The organism is Pseudomonas fluorescens group sp. PF-1 (assembly GCF_054481335.1).
The window spans coordinates 2,291,826-2,312,107 of record NZ_JBTMNG010000002.1; the positions used below are offsets into that span (position 1 = coordinate 2,291,826).

General features: G+C 57.4%; 21 protein-coding genes. 9 read left to right on the top strand and 12 right to left on the bottom strand.

The features are described from left to right. The first annotated feature begins 19 nt into the window (after positions 1-19). Both ACX3YD_RS25400 and ACX3YD_RS25405 read left to right on the top strand, forming a co-directional pair. Positions 20-910, top strand: coding sequence for an ATP-binding protein (locus ACX3YD_RS25400; RefSeq protein ID WP_103405335.1), 891 nt, complete (start codon positions 20-22; stop codon positions 908-910). After that, positions 907-1,389 (top strand): GAF domain-containing protein, encoded by a 483-nt coding sequence (locus ACX3YD_RS25405; protein ID WP_090468091.1) that lies wholly within the window; start codon positions 907-909, stop codon positions 1,387-1,389. Before ACX3YD_RS25400 ends, ACX3YD_RS25405 begins: the two co-directional genes overlap by 4 nt. Here the strand turns inward: ACX3YD_RS25405 and ACX3YD_RS25410 are convergent, their stop codons facing one another. The 9 genes from ACX3YD_RS25410 to ACX3YD_RS25450 form a co-directional block, all read right to left on the bottom strand. Then, a complete protein-coding gene (locus ACX3YD_RS25410) occupies positions 1,390-4,335 on the bottom strand; it encodes an HD domain-containing phosphohydrolase (RefSeq protein WP_458961330.1) in 2,946 nt (981 codons plus the stop codon). A 48-nt stretch (positions 4,336-4,383) separates the two neighbouring features. Further along, positions 4,384-8,025: a transporter substrate-binding domain-containing protein gene (locus tag ACX3YD_RS25415; RefSeq protein WP_458961331.1), complete on the bottom strand. Its 3,642-nt coding sequence runs from the start codon at positions 8,023-8,025 to the stop codon at positions 4,384-4,386. 8 nt (positions 8,026-8,033) lie between these two features. Next, positions 8,034-8,660 (bottom strand): response regulator transcription factor, encoded by a 627-nt coding sequence (locus ACX3YD_RS25420; protein WP_047527217.1) that lies wholly within the window; start codon positions 8,658-8,660, stop codon positions 8,034-8,036. A gap of 212 nt (positions 8,661-8,872) precedes the next feature. Then, positions 8,873-9,262 (bottom strand): response regulator, encoded by a 390-nt coding sequence (locus ACX3YD_RS25425; RefSeq protein WP_103405338.1) that lies wholly within the window; start codon positions 9,260-9,262, stop codon positions 8,873-8,875. 180 nt (positions 9,263-9,442) lie between these two features. Further along, entirely contained in the window at positions 9,443-10,771 is a 1,329-nt protein-coding gene (locus ACX3YD_RS25430; protein WP_047527221.1) for a deoxyguanosinetriphosphate triphosphohydrolase, read from the bottom strand. Between the two features lie 168 nt (positions 10,772-10,939). Further along, entirely contained in the window at positions 10,940-12,103 is a 1,164-nt protein-coding gene (locus ACX3YD_RS25435) for an EAL domain-containing protein (RefSeq protein WP_103405339.1), read from the bottom strand. A gap of 126 nt (positions 12,104-12,229) precedes the next feature. After that, on the bottom strand, positions 12,230-12,574 hold the full coding sequence (locus ACX3YD_RS25440) for a hypothetical protein (RefSeq protein WP_047527226.1): 345 nt from the start codon (positions 12,572-12,574) through the stop codon (positions 12,230-12,232). Then, on the bottom strand, positions 12,571-12,960 hold the full coding sequence (locus ACX3YD_RS25445; RefSeq protein ID WP_047527227.1) for a phage holin family protein: 390 nt from the start codon (positions 12,958-12,960) through the stop codon (positions 12,571-12,573). Before ACX3YD_RS25445 ends, ACX3YD_RS25440 begins: the two co-directional genes overlap by 4 nt. A gap of 1 nt (position 12,961) precedes the next feature. After that, positions 12,962-13,276, bottom strand: a complete 315-nt coding sequence (locus tag ACX3YD_RS25450; protein WP_047527230.1) for an ElaB/YgaM/YqjD family protein — start codon at positions 13,274-13,276, stop codon at positions 12,962-12,964. Between the two features lie 327 nt (positions 13,277-13,603). On the opposite strand from ACX3YD_RS25450, the gene ACX3YD_RS25455 reads away from it, so the two are divergent. From ACX3YD_RS25455 to ACX3YD_RS25475, 5 genes are all read left to right on the top strand, one after another. After that, complete coding sequence (locus tag ACX3YD_RS25455; protein ID WP_047527233.1) at positions 13,604-14,812, top strand: ammonium transporter; 1,209 nt, start codon at positions 13,604-13,606, stop codon at positions 14,810-14,812. Positions 14,813-14,911: 99 nt separating this feature from the next. Further along, positions 14,912-15,148 carry a glutaredoxin family protein gene (locus tag ACX3YD_RS25460; protein WP_130210435.1) on the top strand — a complete coding sequence of 79 codons (237 nt, stop codon included), beginning with the start codon at positions 14,912-14,914 and terminating at the stop codon, positions 15,146-15,148. A gap of 171 nt (positions 15,149-15,319) precedes the next feature. After that, positions 15,320-15,637: a hypothetical protein gene (locus ACX3YD_RS25465; protein ID WP_047527238.1), complete on the top strand. Its 318-nt coding sequence runs from the start codon at positions 15,320-15,322 to the stop codon at positions 15,635-15,637. A 70-nt stretch (positions 15,638-15,707) separates the two neighbouring features. After that, positions 15,708-16,598 carry a pseudouridine synthase gene (locus ACX3YD_RS25470; RefSeq protein ID WP_458961332.1) on the top strand — a complete coding sequence of 297 codons (891 nt, stop codon included), beginning with the start codon at positions 15,708-15,710 and terminating at the stop codon, positions 16,596-16,598. A 164-nt stretch (positions 16,599-16,762) separates the two neighbouring features. Beyond that, on the top strand, positions 16,763-17,041 hold the full coding sequence (locus ACX3YD_RS25475) for a hypothetical protein (protein ID WP_047527243.1): 279 nt from the start codon (positions 16,763-16,765) through the stop codon (positions 17,039-17,041). A gap of 95 nt (positions 17,042-17,136) precedes the next feature. On the opposite strand, the gene ACX3YD_RS25480 is transcribed toward ACX3YD_RS25475, so the two are convergent. Next, on the bottom strand, positions 17,137-17,358 hold the full coding sequence (locus ACX3YD_RS25480) for a YgdI/YgdR family lipoprotein (RefSeq protein WP_047527245.1): 222 nt from the start codon (positions 17,356-17,358) through the stop codon (positions 17,137-17,139). A gap of 77 nt (positions 17,359-17,435) precedes the next feature. Beyond that, positions 17,436-18,035 carry a molybdenum cofactor guanylyltransferase MobA gene (gene mobA, locus ACX3YD_RS25485; protein WP_458961333.1) on the bottom strand — a complete coding sequence of 200 codons (600 nt, stop codon included), beginning with the start codon at positions 18,033-18,035 and terminating at the stop codon, positions 17,436-17,438. Positions 18,036-18,125: 90 nt separating this feature from the next. Between mobA and moaB the strand changes: the two genes are divergently transcribed. Beyond that, positions 18,126-18,665 (top strand): molybdenum cofactor biosynthesis protein B, encoded by a 540-nt coding sequence (gene moaB, locus ACX3YD_RS25490; RefSeq protein WP_047527249.1) that lies wholly within the window; start codon positions 18,126-18,128, stop codon positions 18,663-18,665. Beyond that, positions 18,649-19,875, top strand: coding sequence for a molybdopterin molybdotransferase MoeA (locus ACX3YD_RS25495; RefSeq protein ID WP_458961334.1), 1,227 nt, complete (start codon positions 18,649-18,651; stop codon positions 19,873-19,875). The genes moaB and ACX3YD_RS25495 overlap by 17 nt, the downstream gene beginning before the upstream one ends. A gap of 64 nt (positions 19,876-19,939) precedes the next feature. Here ACX3YD_RS25495 and ACX3YD_RS25500 read toward each other — a convergent pair whose 3' ends face one another. Further along, positions 19,940-20,251 carry a hypothetical protein gene (locus ACX3YD_RS25500; protein WP_090468109.1) on the bottom strand — a complete coding sequence of 104 codons (312 nt, stop codon included), beginning with the start codon at positions 20,249-20,251 and terminating at the stop codon, positions 19,940-19,942. Positions 20,252-20,282: the final 31 nt, after the last annotated feature.

The following is a 20,282-nucleotide window of genomic DNA, read 5'->3' on the forward strand; positions in this document are numbered from 1 at the left end:
ACGTGCCCGAGGAAAAGACGTGGATTCCCGATTGAATGCTTTTCTTGAACGCGCCGATGCCGTTCTGGCTCGTATCGAGCCACTGTTGCCCACCCCCCGGCATGCCATCGACTGGACTCAGAGCCTGGCGGCGCGCTGGCAGCGTGAGGGTCGCAGCGGCTTTCTGTTGCCCCTGGAAGTCAGTCTCGACATGCGTCTTTCCGACCTGATCGGCGTTGATCGCCAAGTGGAGCAACTGGGGCGCAATACCCAACAGTTCCTTGATGGCATGCCGGCCAACCACGCATTGCTCTGGGGCTCGCGCGGTACCGGTAAATCCTCGCTGGTTCGCGCCTTGCTGGCCGAGCACGCCAAGGCGGGTTTGCGTCTGATCGAAATCGAGCGTGATCACCTGGCCGATTTGCCGCGCGTCGTCGAACAAATCGCCAAACTGCCGCAACGTTTCGTGTTGTTCTGCGATGACCTGTCGTTCGAGTCGGGCGAAGGTGATTACCGCGTACTCAAGAGCGTACTCGACGGTTCGCTTGAGCAAGCACCGGATAATGTTTTGCTATACGCCACGTCCAACCGTCGCCACCTGGTGCCGGAAAAGGAAAGCGATAACGAAAACTGGAAGCGAGTCGACGGCGAACTGCATCCCAGCGAGGCGGTAGAAGACAAGATCGCGCTCTCGGACCGCTTCGGACTGTGGCTGTCGTTCTATCCGTTCACCCAGGAGCATTTCCTCAACGTGGTCGAACACTGGATCGGCCAACTGGCGGACAAGGCCGGCCTCAAGTGGCAACGCGACGAGCAACTGGACATCCTTGCGGTGCGTTGGGCCACCGGGCGCGGTAATCGTAACGGACGTTGCGCGTATCAATTTGCCCGCTATTGGGTTGGGCTGAAACTGTTGGAGCACAAGGCATGATCGATATACACAAGAGCGGCCAGGGCCTCGAAGGCTATGGCATGCTGCACGCGCAGCTTGAGTCGTTGCTGGCGGACGAGCGGGACTTCATCGCCAATGCCGCACAGTTTTCGGCCTTCCTGTTCAATCAGCTCGATGACTTGAACTGGGCCGGCTTCTATCTCAATCGCAATGAAGAACTGGTGCTGGGCCCGTTTCAAGGGCAGATCGCTTGCGTGCGGATCCCGTTCGGCCGCGGCGTTTGCGGAACGGCGGCAGCGACCTTGCAGAGTCAACGGGTCGAAGATGTGCATGCGTTTGCAGGGCATATCGCCTGTGACAGCGCCTCGAACAGCGAACTGGTCGTGCCGCTGGTCAAGGACGGTCGTTTGATCGGCGTACTGGACCTCGACAGCCCGAAACTGGCGCGTTTCACCGCAGAGGATCAGGCTGGCATCGAGCAACTGGCGGCGATTTTCCTGCGCCTGACCGATTGCTGATCAAACCCGCAAGCCTGCCTTGATCAGCAGGCTTGACGTATCGACCGCATCGATTTGCCGTGGGTCGAGAAAACGCTCGGCGTACCGCAGATAGATGTGGTCGTTAATGAACAACCCGAACAATTCCGGATCGATGTGAGCGTCCCGGCACATGTTGGCCATGATGCCCAGCGCTTCGCTCAGGGATTTGGCTTTCTTGTAGGGGCGGTCGGCAGCAGTCAACGCCTCGAAAATATCGGCAATCGCCATCATCCGCGCCGGCAGGCTCATGTCTTCGCGCTTCAAGCGTTTGGGATAACCGGTGCCGTCCATTTTTTCATGATGGCCTCCGGCGATTTCCGGAACGTTGCGCAGGTGGCCGGGGAAGGGCAGGTGGTTGAGCATCAGGATCGTCTGCACCATGTGATGATTGATGATGTAGCGCTCTTCGTTCGTCAGGGTGCCTCGGGCAATGCTCAGGTTGTAGAGCTCGCCGCGATTGTATTTGTAGCGCGGCACATCGAGCTTGAATCCCAAGGGATTGTCCGGGCCAATGAGTTCGGCGTCGATGCGTTCGAACAAATGCTCGGGTTTGTCCGCCAGCAGCGGCTCGCTGACCGGCAGTGTCGGTGCCGGGGTGCGTTCCTGACGCCGGTTCTCTTCCCAGGAAACGCCCAACCGGTCATCCAGGGTTCGGGTCCAGGTGCGTTGGCCAATGCTGCGTAGTCGTTGCAGGTCGGCTTCTGCCATCGCTTCACCGCCAAGGTTGCACCGGGCAATAAAGGCGAAATCATCATCGAGCGCCGTCAGCGTGGCATCGCGCAAAAGCGACAGGTCTTGCTCGTCCCCCCCCATTGCAACGGCTTGCCAATAGTGGACCCAGGCATCGCGCTTGAGCACTTCGAAACGGGTGCGGATTTCGTGGATGCGGTCGTTCAACGTTTCCAGTTTCGTGGCTTTATCGACGACGTATTCAGGTGTGGTGACCTTGCCACAGTCATGCAACCAGGCTGCAATGTGCAGCGCCTCCCATTCATCCTCGGTGGGGCGATAACCGCTGAAGGCTGGATCCTGACTGGCCGCGGCAGCCTGGGCAATCATCAGTGCCAGGGCCGGTACTCGCTGGCAATGCCCTCCGGTGTAGGGGCTTTTGGCGTCAATCGCGCCGGCCAGCAGTTTAATGAAGGCATCCAGCAGGTTTTTTTGTCGGTCTTGCAGGCGCTGGCTTTCAATACTCACGGCTGCCGCACCGGACACCGCCTGCAGAAACGCGATACGGTCGGGCCGGAGTTTTTCCAGGTCACTCTGGTTACCGCTGTCGGCCAATAAAAACACCAGCAGGCCCACGGTTTCGTTATGACGATTGTGCAAGCGGATACCGATCAGATGAACCCGAGGGCAAGCCAGTGCGAGCAACACTTTTTGCAAATCCCCCGCCTGTTCGAAGCCGAAATGGCTGACGACATTGTCGGCGGTCGAAAGCTGTTGCATCCAGGCTGGAGTTTTCGGGTCTTGAAGATCATGTCCGTGGATATCGAATGACGACAGCGTTTCAGCGGTGTCATTGATGACCAGGCCCTGGGGCTCCATGCGATCACCGTCTCCTTCGCGCAGGTAAATCAGACCGGCCTGGGCCTGGCCGATTTTCACGGTTTCAAATAACACCCGCTCCATCAGCGGCGCAAAACGGGTCTCGGCGCTCAGGCTGTCGGTGATCTGGAAGAAGCTTGCCAGCGTGTCTTTCATGCGCGCCATCGACACGCTCAGTTGATCGACTTCCAGCACCGGGGAGCGACGGGAAAGCGGGAAATTGAAGTCGAAGCTGCGAATCGCATCCGCTTCCTGTACCAACGCGCGCAGAGGTTTGACCAACACCCTCGACGTCAGCCAACCCAGAGGAACGCACAGCAACAGTGTCGCCAGAGTAATCAGCGCACCTTGCCAGCGCATGCGGTAGGCATCGACCAGCAATTCGTCTTCCGGCACCAGCAGTGCCAACTGCAGACCTTGGGGACCGCCTTCCTGCATGCTGCTGCGGGCCACGATCCATTGGCGACCGCCGGCATTCAACCGATTGCCCTCGGGGGGGCTTTTGAGCAGGGCGCCGAGGCTGGGGCTCAGGTCGGCGGCCTTGATCAGACGTGCCGTTTGGTCGTCGACGATCAGACGACTGCTGTCGGGATACGCGATGGCATTGCCTTGGGCATCGAACAGCACGATCTCGGTGGCGGGCGTCACGACATGTTTGGCCAGGGTGGCGCTGAGCTCTTCCAGGGTCAGGTCGGCACCCATCACGGCATGGTCGGCGCTGCGCAGGGCCAAGGTGGTGCCGACGTTGTGGGTAGAGAAAAAGACGTAGGGTTCGGTGGTGATCTGGGTGCTGTCGCGGCTGGCGCTGGAAAACCAGGCGCGACTACGTGGGTCGTAGGTGTCGGTGGGGCCTTCGTGACGACTGATGAAGGCCAGGTCCTGATCGAAAAACAACGATTGGGAATGAGCCTGACCGCGGGTGTCTCGCTCGATGCTCCACACTTGGTAAGCCGCTGCTTCCGGGGCGTTGAGCAGCGTTTTCAGCTGCGGGGCGCGCAGCGGGCGAACCATGAAAAAATCACCGTTGCCATAGCCCAGGTACAGGGATGCCAGATCCGGGTTATCCCGCAGCGACTGACTGAAGGGTTTGAGCAGCGCCAGGCGTTGCTGAAGGTCGGAACCTTGCACGGCGGGGTTGAGCACCAACAAGCTGAGCAGATGTCGAATCGGCTCGTAGGTCGCCTGCAGATCCAGGCGGACATCCTGCTCGATGCGATTGAAGAGCTTTTCGCTGCTGGAAAGAATGATCTGCGTGGTTTGACGGTAATTGAAAATGCCCAACACCACCCCGGTCAGCAACAACAGCAGGGTGAACATCACACTGATATGAACGTGCAGGGGAAACCGCCGTTGATCCGGGCGCAGTGGGTTGGGCATGCAGTTCACTCCATGATGATTAACACACTGCTCAGCGTCCAAGCATAGTTAAGGCTCTGTGATTTTGCTTCCGTCGTTTTGCCCAATTTGCTGCAACAATGCCTGGTCCAATTCGAGCATGGCGCTCTCGATGGCCTTGCAGCATTCGGCCGTCCTGCCTGGCTCGAACTGGCTGCGGCAGGCCGCTTCGAGCGCTTCGCAGGTGTCGATCAATCGGGAGGCTTGAACGATTCGGGCGGCACCTTTGATCTTGTGGGCGATATCGAGAAAAACCTGCGGATCCGTGGACCCGGATAACGCCAGCAAGCTTTGTCGGTCCAGACGATTGCTATTGATCAGTTCGGTCAACAATCGTCGGTTCAGTACGGGATTGCCTCCCGTCATCAGTTCGAATCCTTGCAGGCTGAAAACGGGGGCGAGGACCATGGGCTCCATGCCCTCAACCCATTGACTCAAGGCCGTCAGGGTCAGCGGTTTGAACAGGCAATCGTCCATTCCGGCTTGTTTGCAACGTTGAATTTCTTCCGGCTGTGCATTGGCCGTAAATCCCAGCACGGTGCACGGGCGTTGTTGCGTTTGGCATTCCTGGCGGCGAATGGCGCGGACTAGCTCGTAACCATTCATGACCGGCATGTTGCAATCGGCAATGACCAGATCGAAGGTGCCGGCTTTCCATAGCTCGAATCCTGCCTGACCATCCTCAGCGACGCTGAATCGATGGCCCAGAAACTCCAGCTGCTGACACATGAGCAGGCGATTGGCCGCGTGATCATCGACTACCAGTACATTCAAGGGAGTTAATGCAGCGGGTGTTTCTGTTTCAACCATTTTCGGCCCAAGTTCACGTGGCAATGTGGGCAGGTGCAAGGTAATGCCCACTTGAGTGCCCAGCCCCGGCTGACTGCGTAACTGCAGGCTGCCCCCCATCCTTTCGCACAAACCGCGGCTGATCACCAGGCCAAGCCCGGTGCCGCCCCTGGCGGACTGTCCGGCGTTATCGGCCTGAGCGAAAGGCTCGAACAGGCGTTGCTGATCCTGTTCGCTGATTCCGATACCGCTGTCCTCGACCTGCAATTGCATTCGTACCTGGCCCGGCTCGGCGGACGGCTGCAGGTTGACGATAATCCTGACTTGACCGCGCTCGGTAAACTTGATGGCGTTGCTGACCAGGTTGGACAGCACTTGCTTGAAACGCAACGGGTCCAGCAGGACGTCGATCGGTGGGTTGGCCGGGTTGAACTCCAGCCGCAATTCGAGTCCTTTCTGGTGGGCCAGCCCATCGAAGTTACGTGCTACTGACGCGACGATTTCCTGCGGATTGACACGCTCCGGGCTCAGGCTCAAGTGCCCCGATTCGATGCGGGCGATGTCGAGAATGTCGCCGATCAATTCCAGCAAGTCTTTTGCCGAGTTGTACGCCACATCGATGGCTGGACGGTCCGGGTGATCCTGTTCGATACGCTTGAGCGTCAATTCGAGCATGCCGATCACTGCATTCATCGGGGTGCGGATCTCGTGGCTCATGGTGGCCAGGAATGTGCTTTTGGCCCGGTTGGCTTCGTCGGCGCGTTCTTTCGCACAACGCAGATCATCGAACAGTTGCCGCCGTTCGCTGATGTCGATCCAGCCACCGATGATGCCTTGCACTTCGCCGCTAGAGTCACGGTAAGGGAGAATCCAGTGATAGATCGTCAACCGGCGTCCACCGATGTGCAGTTCACGATCGAGAATCAGGGGGGTGCCCTCGGCCACGACGCGCTGATAGTCGGCCTGATATTCCCGGGCTTCGAAGGCGTTGCTCATAGTGCCTTGAATGACACTTTTGCCAATGACGTCTTCGCGTTTTGCACTGAAGGCTTGCAAGTAGCTGTCATTGCAGCTTTGGAGCAGGCCCTGGCGATCACGTACATAAATCGGATGTGGCGTGCCGTTGACCAGTGAACGCATGAATTCGAATTGATCGTTCAATGCACGCTCGGCCGCTTTGCGTTGATTGATCTGGCGCCGCATGTTTGCGTTCCAGGCCATGGAAATTAACAACAGCACGCCTGCGCCGATGACGATTTGATAGAACACCCTATGATAGGTGCGCCAGGTGCTTTGTGAGGATGCTGAATAACCACGCCAACGACTGTTGATAATCCCCAGTTCCTCCGGCGAGATGCTCAACAGCGCCTTGTTGAGGATGGCATTGAGTTCCTTGGCGTCGCGACCCGTGGCCAGAGAGAATGCCGCTTGCTCGGTGCCGATGGTGGTGCTGATTTGGAGGCTGTGCTCGAAGAGCCGCGATGAGATGAAGTAGTTGGCGATCACCAGAGAGCTCACTGCACCTTCTGCCTGGCCCTCGGCAAGCATTTCCACGGCACTGAACGTGTCCGGCATTTTGATGAGTTTTATCTGCGGGAACTCGGTACGCAAAAAATCTATCAGTGGATTGCCTTGGGCGATGGCCAGGCGCTTGTCATGAAGCTGCGTAAGATTGGCAGGGCTGTCCGCGGCTTTGCGCGTCAACAGGACATTGGAGTTTTGCAGATAGGGTCGACTGAAATTCAGCAGCCTTTCCCGTTTTGCGCTGGGCAGCAGTGCGGCGATCAGATCGGCCTGGTTGTTTCTGATCCGCTGAATCATGTCGCTGTCGCTTCGGCTGCGCTGGATCTCGAAGCGCAGACCGGTGCGCAGCCTGATGAGTTCAAGCAAGTCGGCGGCAACGCCGCGGAAGTTGCCGTCACTGTCGAAAAACGTCAATGGCGCAAGTGCTTCATTGACGACTACGCGGACCACCGGGTGTTGCGCCAGCCAGCGTTCTTCGCCGTAACTGAGCTCCAGCTTGTGATCGGTGAGCAGGATGTCGCTGCCGGCGCTCCAGCGCTTGGCGATGTTTTCTCGTTCGCTGACAGGGATCGCGATGAGCGTCGTATTGATGATGCCGAGCAGTTCCGGGTTGTTCTTGTGCACCGCAAAACTGAATCCGTGGGCTTCGTGTTTGCCGAAGTTGGCCATGCGGATGTTGTTCAGGTAGCCCTTGTTGATCATGTAATGGGTCGAAATGGTATCGCCGAGAAACACGTCCGCCTGGTCGAAGGCTACGGCGTTGATCGCATTCTGATAGGAGGGATGGGATGTAATGATCGCCTTCGGGTAGAGGGCCTTGACCTCCTCCAGCGGCAGATAGTGATACACCATGCTCAGGCGCAGACCGGCAAGGCCGTCAGTCAGTGATCGGGTTTCGCCTTCGCGTGTCACCAGGACCGGTTGGTCCACCGCGTAGGGCATGGATAATACGATGTCGGCATTGCTTGCTTCGAATCCATTGGCGGTGCCGAGCAAGTCAACCTCGCCGTTTTTGAGGGCTTCGATTGCGGCTCCCCGGGATGAGAAGCGTTGAACCTTGATGGGCAAGCCAGTGGCCTTGCCGAGTATGCCCGCATAATCGGCAGTGAAGCCTTCATAGTCGTGGCCGCTGAGGGTCAGGTCGAACGGTGGATAATCCGGTGCTGAGGTACCCAGAACCAATTCACGTTTGTTCCTGACCCATTGTCGTTGCGATGGATCCAGTTGGACTTCCAGATTTCCGGCCGTCGAGCGGCTGAGCAAGACGTAATCCTCACCATCCTGCGCCGCGAGCAATGAGGTGCTCAGGCATAAGCCTGCTGTCGTGAGTATCAGAAAATCCTTTAAACGACTGAGCATCCTGTTTCTCACACCAAAGCGTTACGTTTTGCCATTTCGATAAGTTCAACCAGGGATTTGGCCTTGAGCTTTTGCATGAGACGTTTTTTATAAGTGCTGACAGTTTTGTTGCTCAGAAACATGCCTTTGGCGATCTCCTTGTTGGTGCGGCCTTGGGCAAAAAGTTGCAATACCATCAGTTCCCTATCGTTTACTGATTTGAACAGTTCGAGTTCGGCGTAACGCGCTTCATCGCCGCGAACCGGGTTGAGCGCTTCACTTGGGAAATAGTTGTAACCTGACAATACTGCTTTAATGGCACTGATCAGTTCGCTCAGGTCTTCCTGTTTGCAGACATATCCAGAAGCACCGGACTGCATGCAGCGAATACCGAAAAGTGTCGGGCATTGTGCCGTTAATACCAATGTTTTAAGTGGGGTACTCATTGCGTTGAAGCGGGCCAGTACTTCCAGGCCATCCAGCTTGGGAATGCTGATGTCGAGAATGACCAGGTCGGGCATGCATTCGCGAACCATCTGCATGGCGTCGACCCCATTATCAGTTTCGCCAACGACTTCATAACCTTCGTGTTCCAGCAGCATACGGACGGCAAGTCGGATGACAGGGTGATCGTCGACAATAAAAACGGAGTTCATAATAAAATTCCATGCAAGCTCAAATAAAGCGCGCACCTTAGCTCAGATACTTAGTATACGCAGTAACTGAGGTAGTCGTAGCGCCATTATAGGAATGTTCCTACATGCAAAAAGGAATAGGCCTACGTGTCAACTAGGTTTTTTATAAGGATCAATAAACTTTGTTAGGGTTTAGTTGTAATATTTAGTGCTGGTTTTTTGTTGTTTTTTTGTTATGGGATCAGGGTCAATAAATTTCTGAATTCGGATTGTTTCAAAGGCTTGATCAAGTAGCCCAGCAACGGGAGTCCATGGGTGTTTGCCATGTGTTCAAGTTGGTCCAGTTCGGCGGGTGTCAGGCTACTTAGAAGTATTGCCTGTTTGATCATCCCTTGATGACTGGCGAATTTGACCAGATCAAGGCCACAGAGATCGGGAAGACATTGGTCGCACAAAAGAATATCGAACGGTTGTGTGGCGGTGAGCATTAGTTGCAATGCACCTTGGGCACAGTCAGTGGTGGTTAGCTGGGTGAAGCCGTAACTCTCGAGCAGGTACTGAGTGGCTCTGAGCTGGAACGGGTGATCTTCCACCAACAAGATGCGCAGATTGTCTTTGATCATATTATTCACGCTTTTTCTATCGAACAAAGTAGGCGTGATTGTTCCGTGGGAAACGCGGATAAATCGATCAGTTCACTCGACAGGAGCTGTAGGGGATTTCCGCGAACCTTGAGCGCACTTGCAGTTTTCGGGGGACATCAGCCATTAAGGGGGGCGTAATGGCTGATGTCCCTGTTCCTGTCAGTGGCTAGAGCTACCGGTCATTTCCAGTGCCATGTCGCTGGCATAGCTGTCGGTCATGCCGGCGATGAAGTCGATCATGCGCAGGAACGACGCGTGTAACGGGCCGTTGGGGTCGGGTGCATTGTTGCCCAGCAGGTCGAGAACCCGCCGACTCTTGAACGATGGCGTCCGACCGCCGTGTTGCTCAAGTGCCGCGCCGCAGAAAGCGTTAAGCAGGATTTCCAGCGTGGTGTAGGCGCCGATTTCGTGCAGGGTCTTGCGCTTGTCCTGGAAGATTTTCTTGCGCGCCATGTCCTTGGCGTTCAGAACGCAGCGTTTGGCGGGGCCGTGCATGTGCTCGACCAAGTCGCCGTGCAGGGTGCCGGCCAGCAGTGCGTCCTGTTGCTCGACAAAGGCCCGGGCCGCCGCATTGGTCAAATGCTCGATGGCTTTGCCTCGCAGGATCGCCAGTTTGCGCCGACGAGAATCCTGCGGACCGAGCTGGCGATAGGTTTCCGGCAGGTCATCGCCCACCAGATTCAGCAACAGGGACTCGACTTCGGTGTATTCCAGCAGCTCCATTTCCAGACCGTCTTCGAGATCGATCAACGCGTAGCAAATGTCATCGGCGGCTTCCATCAGATACACCAGCGGATGACGCGCCCAGCGTTGCTCTTCGAGTTGCGGCAGGCCGAGTTTGTGAGCGATCTGTTCCAGTAGCGGCAGCTCGCTCTGATAGCAACCGAATTTGTGTTTTTTGTACCCCAGCGAGTCGGCGTGCCGGGCCGTCCATGGATACTTCAGGTAGGTGCCGAGGGTCGCGTAGGTCAGACGCGTCCCACCGTCGAACTGGTGATATTCAAGCTGCGTCAGCACTCGGAAACCTTGGGCGTTACCTTCGAAATTGAGGAAGTCACTTCGTTCCGCTTCGCTCATTGCGTCCAGCCAGCCACGGCCGGCGGCTTGCAGGAACCAGTGCCGAATCGCATCTTCACCGGAATGCCCGAACGGCGGATTGCCGATGTCATGTGCCAGGCAGGCTGATTGCACCACCATTCCAAGGTCACTGGGTTCGCACCAGTCGGGCAGGGCGCCGCGGATGGTTTCGCCGACACGCATGCCCAGTGATCGACCGACGCAGCTCACTTCAAGGGAATGGGTCAGACGGGTGTGGATATGGTCGTTGCTCGAAACCGGATGAACCTGGGTTTTGCGCCCGAGGCGGCGAAACGCACCCGAAAAAATGATGCGGTCATGGTCTTTGTGAAAGGGGCTGCGACCGAGTTCTTCCGGACTGTGCAGCGGTTTTCCAAGGCGTTCACGGGTAAGCAGGGTGTGCCAATCCAAGGCTGGTTCTCTCCGTCAGGTGACTGATTGCTTTAGCTTCCCGGTTCGCATCATGACCTGCAAGGGAAAAACACGCCTACCTGCAGGTGCAAGACTTGCCGGCGATGGTGGTGCATCGGGCGCTGCAACGTCGAGTCAGCTGTCGCCATCGCCGGGCGGTCTCGGCTCCTAGAGCCCGACGGCATCGATATCGATCAGCAGCAAGCGTTCGCCATTGTCGAAAAATTGCCCGGCGGTGAGGCAGTACTGATTGCTGGTGGCGTCGCGGTAAGTGTTGGAAAGGGTCAGTCGACGCTCATCCCAGCCCTCGGCCAACAGATGATAGAAATAGGGGCGCCACGACCAGTTGTGGCCCAGATAACGGTCATCGGCGACCCAGCCGTTATTGCGCCATTCAAGGTTTGGTGTCAGTTGGGTTCCGTGCCGGTCGCATTGGTAGAAGCGCAACAGCCAGGGAAAGGCGTCCAGTTGGGGCAGGGCGCTGAGCGGGGCGCGGTTTTGTGCCCAGGCTTGAAGGATCGCCATCAGTTCGCCAAGTTGCTGGCGCATGTTCATCAAGCGACCACGCTCGGCCAGCTTTTGCTGAACATAACGCTGGCGCAGTTGTGCAAAGCGCTCGACAAAGGCGTCGGTGGCGAAGAATTCCTCTTGCGCCCCGGCAAACAGAAAACCCTGCACGTAGCGTGAGCCGCATTCCAGGGCAAAATTCAGTTGGGCTTCGGTTTCCACGCCTTCGGCGATGATCCAGCAACCGGTTTTCTCGGCCATCAAGGCCAGGGCCTTGACCACGTCAGTGCTGGGCCCACCCAGCGCCGCCGCCTGGAACAGGCGCATGTCGAGTTTGAGAATGTCTGGCTGCAACGCCAGAACACGATCGAGTTGAGAGTAGCCGGCACCGAAATCGTCGATGGCGATCCGTGCGCCGGCCTGACGGTAACGCGTCACCACTTGGGCCAGACGCTGGATATCGCCGCCCAGTTCCGTGATCTCGAAGACGATTCGCCGTGGATCGATGCCCTGACTGCTCAGTTGCTTGAGGCTCGGCAGCGGCTGGTCCGGACGCAGGCGGCTGATCCAGCGGGGTGAAATGTTCAGGCTCAAGAACCAGTCGGAAGGCGCTTCATGCAGACGCCTCAAGGCGTCATCGCGCAATTGGCGATCCAGCCGACGCAGGATGATGGCGTTTGTTCGCGGGTCGGCGAACAGCGGACCCACTGACGCCAATTGACCGTCGGCTTGCCGCAGTCGACCCAGTGCCTCTACACCCGCGATACGGCCGGTAGCGGTATCGATGAACGGCTGAAAGCAAGCGAGCGGTTGCCCGTCGATCACGAGGCCTCCTTAGCAGATCTTGTTTTTGGAATGAGCCTGATCACCGGGTGGGCGAACAGGACTGAACCCCTCTATAAAGAGGCTCAGCCCGTGCGTGTTGCAAGAATGCAGCCAGATAACGATGGTTTACTGTTTACGCGATGAGCCTTGCAAGATCAGCTTGATCAGGGGCACCAATGTGGTGCCAAGGCGAACCAGCCGGGTCAGGCTGCTCAGACCCCCGCCGTTTTTTGCGCCCTTGCCAGTCAGGAAACCGAGCAACGTTACGGCGGCTACGCCCCAGAGCGGAGCGTGCTTGATGCCGAAGCCGTCCTGCAGGCTTTGCGTCATCCCGCGCACACGGTTCAGGGGTTGTAGCAGTTGCGCGGACTCGTGGCGGATTTCCTGGCGATGCATTTCCATGCGCAGGCGAATCAGCGCCTTGCGCATCTCTGTGCGCGTGCTGTTTCGAGGCAGTTCAGGCAGGCTCATGGCAGCAGGCGCTCCCGGTCATTGGCCAACTCTTCCAGAGTGCCGTGGAAGGGAGAGGACTCATCGAAGATCGCCGCTTTCAGGCGCAGGCCACAGAAGAGGGCGGCGAGGGCGTAAAACACACAGAGCCCAATGATGGCCGGCAGGCGATAGGTGTCCCAGAACAGGATCAGCACCAGCGTCGACAACCCCACCAGCAACAGCAACGCAAACACCAGCGCCAACCCGGCAAACAGCAACAGGCTTACGGTGCGGGCTTTTTGTTCCTGCAGTTCGATGCCGAACAGCTCGACATGGCTGTGCAGCAGGCCCAGGAACGCAGCGCCCAGGCGCCGCGGTGAGGAGCTTTGCCCCGTCTCGGACGAACCGGATTCACCGATTGCCATATCAGCGCCGCGTCGCCAGCAGGCCAATCAGGAAGCCGACGCCGGCCGCGATCCCGACCGATTGCCATGGGTTGGCCTGGACATAATCCTCGGTGGCGGTGACGGCTGCCTTGCCGCGGTCACGCAGGGAGTCTTCGGTCAGTCGCAAGGTTTCGCGGGCACGCAGCAGACTGTCGTGGATCTGGTCGCGCAGCTCGTCGGCCTGATCACCGGCCAGGGTGGCGGTGTGTTCGAGCAACCGTTCGGTGTCGTTGACCAGAGTCTGAAAATCGCTCATCAGGATTTCTTGAGCAGTCTTTGCCTTGATGCTGGCCATGGGGGATCTCCATAAGTGGCTTCTGAAACGTTCGAGTATGAGCCTTGGATGAAGGTTCAGTACAAATGACTGGTACAACTTTTGCTATGTCGTGGTGCGTCAGTCTGCGCCGTTGCGCTGTCGCTGGGCATGATTTCAGTAAAACCTTAACTCAAACAATCAAAACCCGTGAAATTGTCCCGGTCATCGTTGGCCATGACGAACCCTGTGCGCCAAATCGGTTCATTGGGGTGACCTGCTCGATGAGGGAAGGTCACAACTTGGTGCATGGATTGCCCGCACGAACTGCTTTGGTGCTTTTTTCAGCCTTAAAGGTCTGCCAAATCCATGGAAAATCTGCAAAGCGCTGTGGACAGTCTGGTCCATAGCTCCAATACACTGTTCATACTGATCGGCGCCGTCATGGTACTGGCCATGCACGCCGGTTTTGCCTTTCTTGAAGTCGGAACGGTTCGCCAAAAAAACCAGGTTAATGCGTTGTCGAAGATCCTCAGCGACTTCGCCGTTTCAACCCTGGCTTACTTCTTTATAGGCTATTGGATTTCCTACGGCGTCACTTTCATGCAACCGGCCGCGGTGATCAATGCCGATCACGGTTATGGCCTGGTGAAGTTTTTCTTTCTGCTGACCTTTGCGGCGGCGATCCCGGCGATCATTTCCGGGGGCATTGCCGAACGCGCCCGGTTCGTCCCGCAGTTGTGCGCGACCGCCTTGATCGTAGCGTTCGTCTATCCCTTTTTCGAGGGCATGATCTGGAACGGCAACTTTGGCTTGCAGGCCTGGTTGCTGGAGCGTTTTGGCGCAGGTTTCCATGATTTTGCCGGCTCTGTGGTGGTCCATGCCATGGGCGGTTGGCTGGCGCTCGCGGCGGTGCTGTTGCTGGGGCCGCGTAATGGCCGTTATCGCGAAGGACGCCTGGTGGCGTTCGCGCCTTCGAGCATTCCCTTTCTGGCGTTGGGTTCATGGATCCTGATCGTCGGCTGGTTCGGTTTCAACGTCATGAGCGCCCAAACCCTGCAAGGTGTCAGTGGATTGGTGGCGGTGAACTCATTGATGGCCTTGGTTGGCGGCACCGTGGCGGCATTGATCGTCGGGCGCAATGACCCTGGCTTTCTGCACAACGGTCCATTGGCCGGGCTGGTGGCCATCTGTGCCGGTTCCGACCTGATGCACCCGGTGGGCGCGCTGGTGACCGGTGCGATTGCCGGTGCGTTGTTCGTCTGGTGTTTCACTGCCGCTCAAAGCAAGTGGCATATCGACGATGTGCTGGGTGTCTGGCCCCTGCATGGCCTGTGTGGCGCGTGGGGCGGTATCGCTTGCGGCATCTTCGGTCAGGGTGCACTGGGTGGGTTGGGTGGGGTGAGCCTGATCAGCCAGTTAATTGGTACCGCGTTGGGCGTTGGCGTGGCATTGACCGGTGGTTTTGCGGTGTATGGCGTGATCAAGGCGCTCCATGGTCTGCGGTTGAGCCAGGAGGAGGAGTATTACGGTGCAGACTTGTCGGTACACAAGATTGGTGCCGTCAGTCAGGATTGAGACTGCTGAAATTCACGTTTCAAGGCAGAGGATTCAATGGCTCGACGGCTTTTCGGGGCAGGCCTAGAATAAGCACTTCATTTTTTAGGTTGAGCGCTCATGCTTCCTGAATGTCAGTTGTTCGGCACCCTCGGGTGCCATCTCTGTGAAGTGGCCGAAGCCATGCTGATGGAATTTGTTGAGCGCGGCTTGCTGGTGGAACTGGTGGATATCGCTGAGGACGAGACCTGGTTCGAAGCCTACAGCCTGCGCATTCCTGTTTTACGGCGGGTCGATAACGGCGCGGAGCTAGGCTGGCCGTTCAGTGCCGATGAGGTGGTGGCGTTCCTGCGATAAACGTTTTTTTGCGATGGCCTGTTCCCGCCTGTCGATCTTCGCGAATGATCCCCTTGGCTTAATCAATGCGATTCGGATACTGTATGCGCATACAGTTATCCGGATTGCCGACCTTGTCACCCCTGACTTCAGGGTCTGAGCAGGCGAGCCCGGGCGTGAGAGGGATGAATCGTGGTCAATGTCGAACAATTGAAAAGCAGCGTGAACCGGATGTCGGTGGACGTAGTACGCGAAGCGGTTCTCGAACTGCGTCTTGATGGTCTGGTGACGGAAGGCAAAACACCCTTCAATAAACTGCATTTCAATACCTGTTTTGCAGAAATCGAAGCCTTGTTTCAGCGCGCTGGCTATCACCGGCAACTGGACGTCGTGGGCTACCAGGGTTTGTTGTATGCGCTTTATGACCCGGCGCGCTGGGAAGCGGTCGATGTGCTGCGCTGGCTCAAGGAATACACAGAAGCCGCAGCGCGCAAGCAGATTCCTGCTTGAGAATCTCTTCTAGGCTCACTCCTGTCTCTGTCGGATAATGCCGCCCTGCATTGAGGGTTAGAGCTTTCGTATGTCCACTTCAACTTTTTCGGCTGCACACCACCAGGCGAGCACGCTCTATTTGCCCCCCGGCCCGTGGAAGACCGTGCTCGACTGCTTGTGCGAGCACTTCAATGCCATCGGGCGTGAACAATGGCTGGATCGAATTGCCCGCGGCCGCGTCCTCGACGGGCATGGTGTGCCCATCTCCGTTGACCTGCCTTACAGGGAAGGCCTGAGAATTCACTATTTTCGCGAAATACCGGACGAGAAAACGATCCCGGTGGTCGAGTCGATTTTGTACGCGGATGAGCACCTGGTCGTGGCAGACAAGCCGCACTTTCTGCCTGTGACTCCGGCGGGGGAGTATGTGGAGCAGACCTTGCTCAGACGGCTGATTCGTCGCCTGGATAACCCGCACCTGGTGCCCTTGCATCGAATTGACCGGCATACCGCCGGGCTTGTGTTGTTTTCTGCCAACCCGCAGAGCCGATCGGCGTATCAGTCGTTGTTTCCTGCGCGGCAGATCGAGAAACGGTACGAGGCCATTGCCGGGGCATTGCCTGATCTCTCATTTCCCTTGGTGCACAAGAGCCGTCTTGTCGATGGCGAGCCTTTTTTCCGCATGCAGGAAGGGCCGGGCGCCAGCAATACCGAGACAGCCGTCGAGGTCAGGGAGAAAAACGGGGATCTCTGGCGTTATGGACTTTACCCGGTGACAGGCAAGAAGCATCAGCTGCGGGTACACATGACGGCGCTGGGTGCGAGCATTTGTAATGATCCGTTTTATCCTCGGGTGCTCAAGGATGTCGAGGATGACTACGCCAATCCTTTGAAGCTGCTGGCCCAAGGACTGAAATTTGTCGATCCGGTCACGGGGCAGGAACGAGAGTTCGAGAGCGCCATTACCCTTCAATGGTGATGAACCAGGGCGTTTTATTTAGCCGTGCCTGCAAAAAATATCGAATTTAAGGGCCGCTCTACAGTCAGTTGATAAGGCCTCGCGATCTTGGCTTTCAACGACCTCGGCATAGCAGCCGGATCGCCCGGTAGCACCGAGACCTATCGTGCAAGGAACCCCCCCCCATGAAACGTACCGCTTTCGCTGGAATATTCATTTGCGCTGCAATGTTGGCCTCTCCTGCATTCGCCGCAGACAACAATCTATGCACCGCCAAGCTTCAGGAGCTCAAGGACAAAGTCACGAGCCTGCCAGCCACCTCTGAAAACACCACCATGGAAATCAGGCGGTTGTTGGCCAGTGCCGAAGCGTCCAAGCTTGCCGGGGATAACACGAAATGCGTTACCGAAGCGACGCAAGCCTTATCACGCGCGGATAAGCTGAGCAACGAACCGAATCCGTAATCGCGTCAATCCGATTCGGCTTCATGAATTTGATGCAGACAAAAAAATGCCCCGACGAGTCGGGGCATTCTTGTATCAGGTGTCCGCTGCGCGAATTACAACTCTTTAACGGTACGAACCTGATCCTTATTGATGCGGGTCTGTTTGCCATCCAGTTGTTCGAATTCGTAGAAGCCCGAATCCTTGTCATAGTGTGGCGTGTCGACGGCCTGGATTTCGCGACCGTCGTTCAAGGTGATTACTGCAGGTGACGCGCAACCGGCCAGGGTAGCTAGACCCAGTGCGAGCATGAAAGTGGCCAGGATCCGTTGAGTCATGGGTGTATCTCCGAAAATGAATTCTTTTGGTTACTGAGCTTGAGACGTATGCGGAACGTGCAAGTTCCTTGATAGGTTCAGTCTGACACAGTGTTGTGCGCGCTTAACAGTTCCGGTGTGTTGAGATTGGCCAGACGTGGATCATTATCAGGACACTGCAATGCGGTAGCGCCCAGTTTGCGCATAAGTCGGCCCGGGCTGCGCTCGCCGTCGTTCCAGGCGCTTTCGAAGTCAGCGCGAAGTGCCACGGGAATGACGCATAGCAGAGGTTCCCAGTGCTCGCCATGGCGCAGCATCAACGGCTTGTCGGGATGCTGGTTGGCGGTTTCGCGCATGCTGTTGAGCAGGGCGGCATCGATGCGTGGAACATCACACGGCAAGACCAGCAGATGTGTATGGCGAGCGGCTTTCAATCCTGCACGAATGCCGGCCAACGGCCCGGGAAAGTCACCTTCGTCGTCATGCACCAGTTGATCGGCATAAGGCGCGTATTTTTCCGGGTTCCGGTTGCAGGAGATAATCAGGTCATCGCTCAGTGGCCGTGTCTTGCGATGCAGATGTGCAATCAGCGGTTCACCGTGCCAGTCCAGCAACCCTTTATCCTGCCCTCCCATGCGCTGGCCGCGACCGCCTGCCAGGAGCAGAATGGAGCAGGGCGGCAACTGATTCGAAGTCATGGCAGTTCTCCATCAGGCATGGGAGGGCGGCGAAAAAATGAGGCGCTGTGATATAACACCGGGCTGTTTCTCCTACAACTGGACGAGCCTATGAAAGCCAAGGCTGATGTACCTTTCGCGCCGCTCAACATTGCGGTGCTGACTGTCAGCGATACCCGTACCCTGGAAACCGATACCTCAGGCCAGGTCTTCGTCGACCGCTTGACGGCTGCCGGCCATAACCTGGCCTCCCGGGTATTGCTTAAAGATGACCTCTACAAAATTCGCGCGCAAGTCGCCAACTGGATTGCCGATGATGTGGTGCAGGTCGTGCTGATCACTGGCGGCACCGGTTTTACCGGTCGCGACAGCACCCCGGAAGCGGTGAGCTGCCTGCTCGATAAACAAGTCGATGGCTTCGGTGAGTTGTTCCGGCAGATTTCGGTGGCGGACATCGGCACCTCCACTGTTCAGTCCCGCGCCCTGGCCGGTCTGGCGAACGGGACGCTGGTCTGCTGCCTGCCAGGCTCGACCAATGCGGTGCGCACGGGTTGGGATGGCATTCTTTCCGAGCAACTGGACTCGCGCCATCGCCCCTGTAATTTCGTGGCTCATTTGAAACAGGCGGCACCCTGTGAATCCCGTGGGTAAACCGGGCAAGAGCGGCAGCCTGATGCCGGTCGAGGTGGCGCTGGCACGCCTGCTGGAATTGGCCGACAACTCCCGGATTCACGAGCGTGAACGCTTGCCGTTGGCGCAGGTGCAAGGCCGTGTGCTGGCGGACGATTTGGTGTCGACCCTTGATTTGCCCCCGTGGCCCAACAGCGCCATGGACGGTTATGCCTTGCGCCTGGCTGACTGGACGGGTGAGCCGTTGGTTGTCAGTCAGAAGATATTTGCCGGGCAGGCACCCGAACCATTGCAGCCGGGTACCTGTGCCAGAATCTTCACGGGTGCCCCTGTACCGGCGGGTGCTGACTGCGTCGAGATGCAGGAAAACGCGGTCATCCAGGCAGATGAGCGAATACATTTCACCGAAACCATGACCCTTGGGCAAAACATCCGTCCACAAGGCCAGGAAACCACCATCGGTGAACTGATTTTGCCGGCGGGGACTCGTCTGGGGCCGATCGAGCAAGGCCTGGCGGCTTCGCTGGGGTGTGCCGAGCTGGTCGTGATTCGTAAGGTTCGTGTCGCGGTTCTTTCCACCGGGGACGAATTGATTGAACCAGGGCAGGCGCTGGGGCCTGGCCAGATCTATAACAGCAACCGTGTGTTGCTCTGCAGTTGGTTACAGCGTTTGGGTTGCGAAGTGATCGATGCCGGTATTCTGCCGGATGACCTGACCGCCACGCGCGCGCGCCTTGGCGAGTTGAAGGATGTCGATCTGATTCTCTCGACGGGGGGCGTATCGGTAGGTGAGGCGGACTTTTTGGGCATTGCCCTGCGGGAAGAGGGTGAGCTGGCATTGTGGAAACTCGCCATCAAACCCGGCAAACCACTGACATTCGGGCACTTCCGTGGCGTTCCGGTCATTGGCTTGCCCGGCAATCCGGCATCAACCCTGGTGACCTTTGCCTTGCTGACACGGCCCTATCTCCTGCGTCGTCAGGGGGTAAAGGAAGTCGAGCCGTTGAAAGTGCAGGTACAGGCAGGATTTGACTGGCTCAAAGCCGGCAATCGACGCGAGTATTTGCGCGGTCGCCTGGAGAATGGTCGGGCGATCATCTACAGGAACCAGAGTTCCGGGGTGTTGCGCAGCGCCGCCTGGGCCGATGGACTGGTTGAGGTGCTCGAGGATCGTACGCTTGTCGTAGGTGACAGTGTGTACTTCATACCATTGAGCGAAGTCCTGGGCTGACCCGGTGAACAATCTTCGTCTTGCAAGCCCGGTTGATCGAACCGGGTTTTGCGTTGATGAGGCTTTAATTCGCCAGAAGCAGTGTCACGAGCTGCTCGAAACGACTATTGGCGATCCAGCCGAGAAGCCCGAGGACTACGGCTGTGCCGCCAGCCGAATAGGCGAGTCGGTGCTTGATGGATTTGAGGTCACTGCGAATGTCTTCCATGTCCCTTCGGATGCACTTGAGGCGTGTTTCCAGTTCAGTGACGCGAGGTTCCATATCAACTTCTCCGTTGGGTTTCATGCTGTTTTTGATTTCAGCCGGCTGGTTGGCCTGTTTCTCTGCGAGTGGTGCGACCGGAAACACCGATAGGCTGGAGTGATGGCTCTGCATGGCACGTCCTTGTGTTTGTGCTGCTGATCAC

What these genes read in the sequence shown, in the direction of transcription:
- ACX3YD_RS25500 (WP_090468109.1), bottom strand. Translation starts at nt 20,251, where the DNA reads ATGCAGAGCCATCACTCCAGCCTATCGGTGTTTCCGGTCGCACCACTC.
- moaB (WP_047527249.1), top strand. Translation starts at nt 18,126, where the DNA reads ATGAAAGCCAAGGCTGATGTACCTTTCGCGCCGCTCAACATTGCGGTG.
- ACX3YD_RS25455 (WP_047527233.1), top strand. Translation starts at nt 13,604, where the DNA reads ATGGAAAATCTGCAAAGCGCTGTGGACAGTCTGGTCCATAGCTCCAAT.
- ACX3YD_RS25420 (WP_047527217.1), bottom strand. Translation starts at nt 8,660, where the DNA reads ATGAACTCCGTTTTTATTGTCGACGATCACCCTGTCATCCGACTTGCC.
- ACX3YD_RS25425 (WP_103405338.1), bottom strand. Translation starts at nt 9,262, where the DNA reads ATGATCAAAGACAATCTGCGCATCTTGTTGGTGGAAGATCACCCGTTC.
- ACX3YD_RS25445 (WP_047527227.1), bottom strand. Translation starts at nt 12,960, where the DNA reads ATGGCAATCGGTGAATCCGGTTCGTCCGAGACGGGGCAAAGCTCCTCA.
- ACX3YD_RS25410 (WP_458961330.1), bottom strand. Translation starts at nt 4,335, where the DNA reads ATGCCCAACCCACTGCGCCCGGATCAACGGCGGTTTCCCCTGCACGTT.
- mobA (WP_458961333.1), bottom strand. Translation starts at nt 18,035, where the DNA reads ATGACTTCGAATCAGTTGCCGCCCTGCTCCATTCTGCTCCTGGCAGGC.
- ACX3YD_RS25450 (WP_047527230.1), bottom strand. Translation starts at nt 13,276, where the DNA reads ATGGCCAGCATCAAGGCAAAGACTGCTCAAGAAATCCTGATGAGCGAT.
- ACX3YD_RS25480 (WP_047527245.1), bottom strand. Translation starts at nt 17,358, where the DNA reads ATGACTCAACGGATCCTGGCCACTTTCATGCTCGCACTGGGTCTAGCT.
- ACX3YD_RS25475 (WP_047527243.1), top strand. Translation starts at nt 16,763, where the DNA reads ATGAAACGTACCGCTTTCGCTGGAATATTCATTTGCGCTGCAATGTTG.
- ACX3YD_RS25415 (WP_458961331.1), bottom strand. Translation starts at nt 8,025, where the DNA reads ATGCTCAGTCGTTTAAAGGATTTTCTGATACTCACGACAGCAGGCTTA.
- ACX3YD_RS25440 (WP_047527226.1), bottom strand. Translation starts at nt 12,574, where the DNA reads ATGAGCCTGCCTGAACTGCCTCGAAACAGCACGCGCACAGAGATGCGC.
- ACX3YD_RS25470 (WP_458961332.1), top strand. Translation starts at nt 15,708, where the DNA reads ATGTCCACTTCAACTTTTTCGGCTGCACACCACCAGGCGAGCACGCTC.
- ACX3YD_RS25460 (WP_130210435.1), top strand. Translation starts at nt 14,912, where the DNA reads ATGCTTCCTGAATGTCAGTTGTTCGGCACCCTCGGGTGCCATCTCTGT.
- ACX3YD_RS25405 (WP_090468091.1), top strand. Translation starts at nt 907, where the DNA reads ATGATCGATATACACAAGAGCGGCCAGGGCCTCGAAGGCTATGGCATG.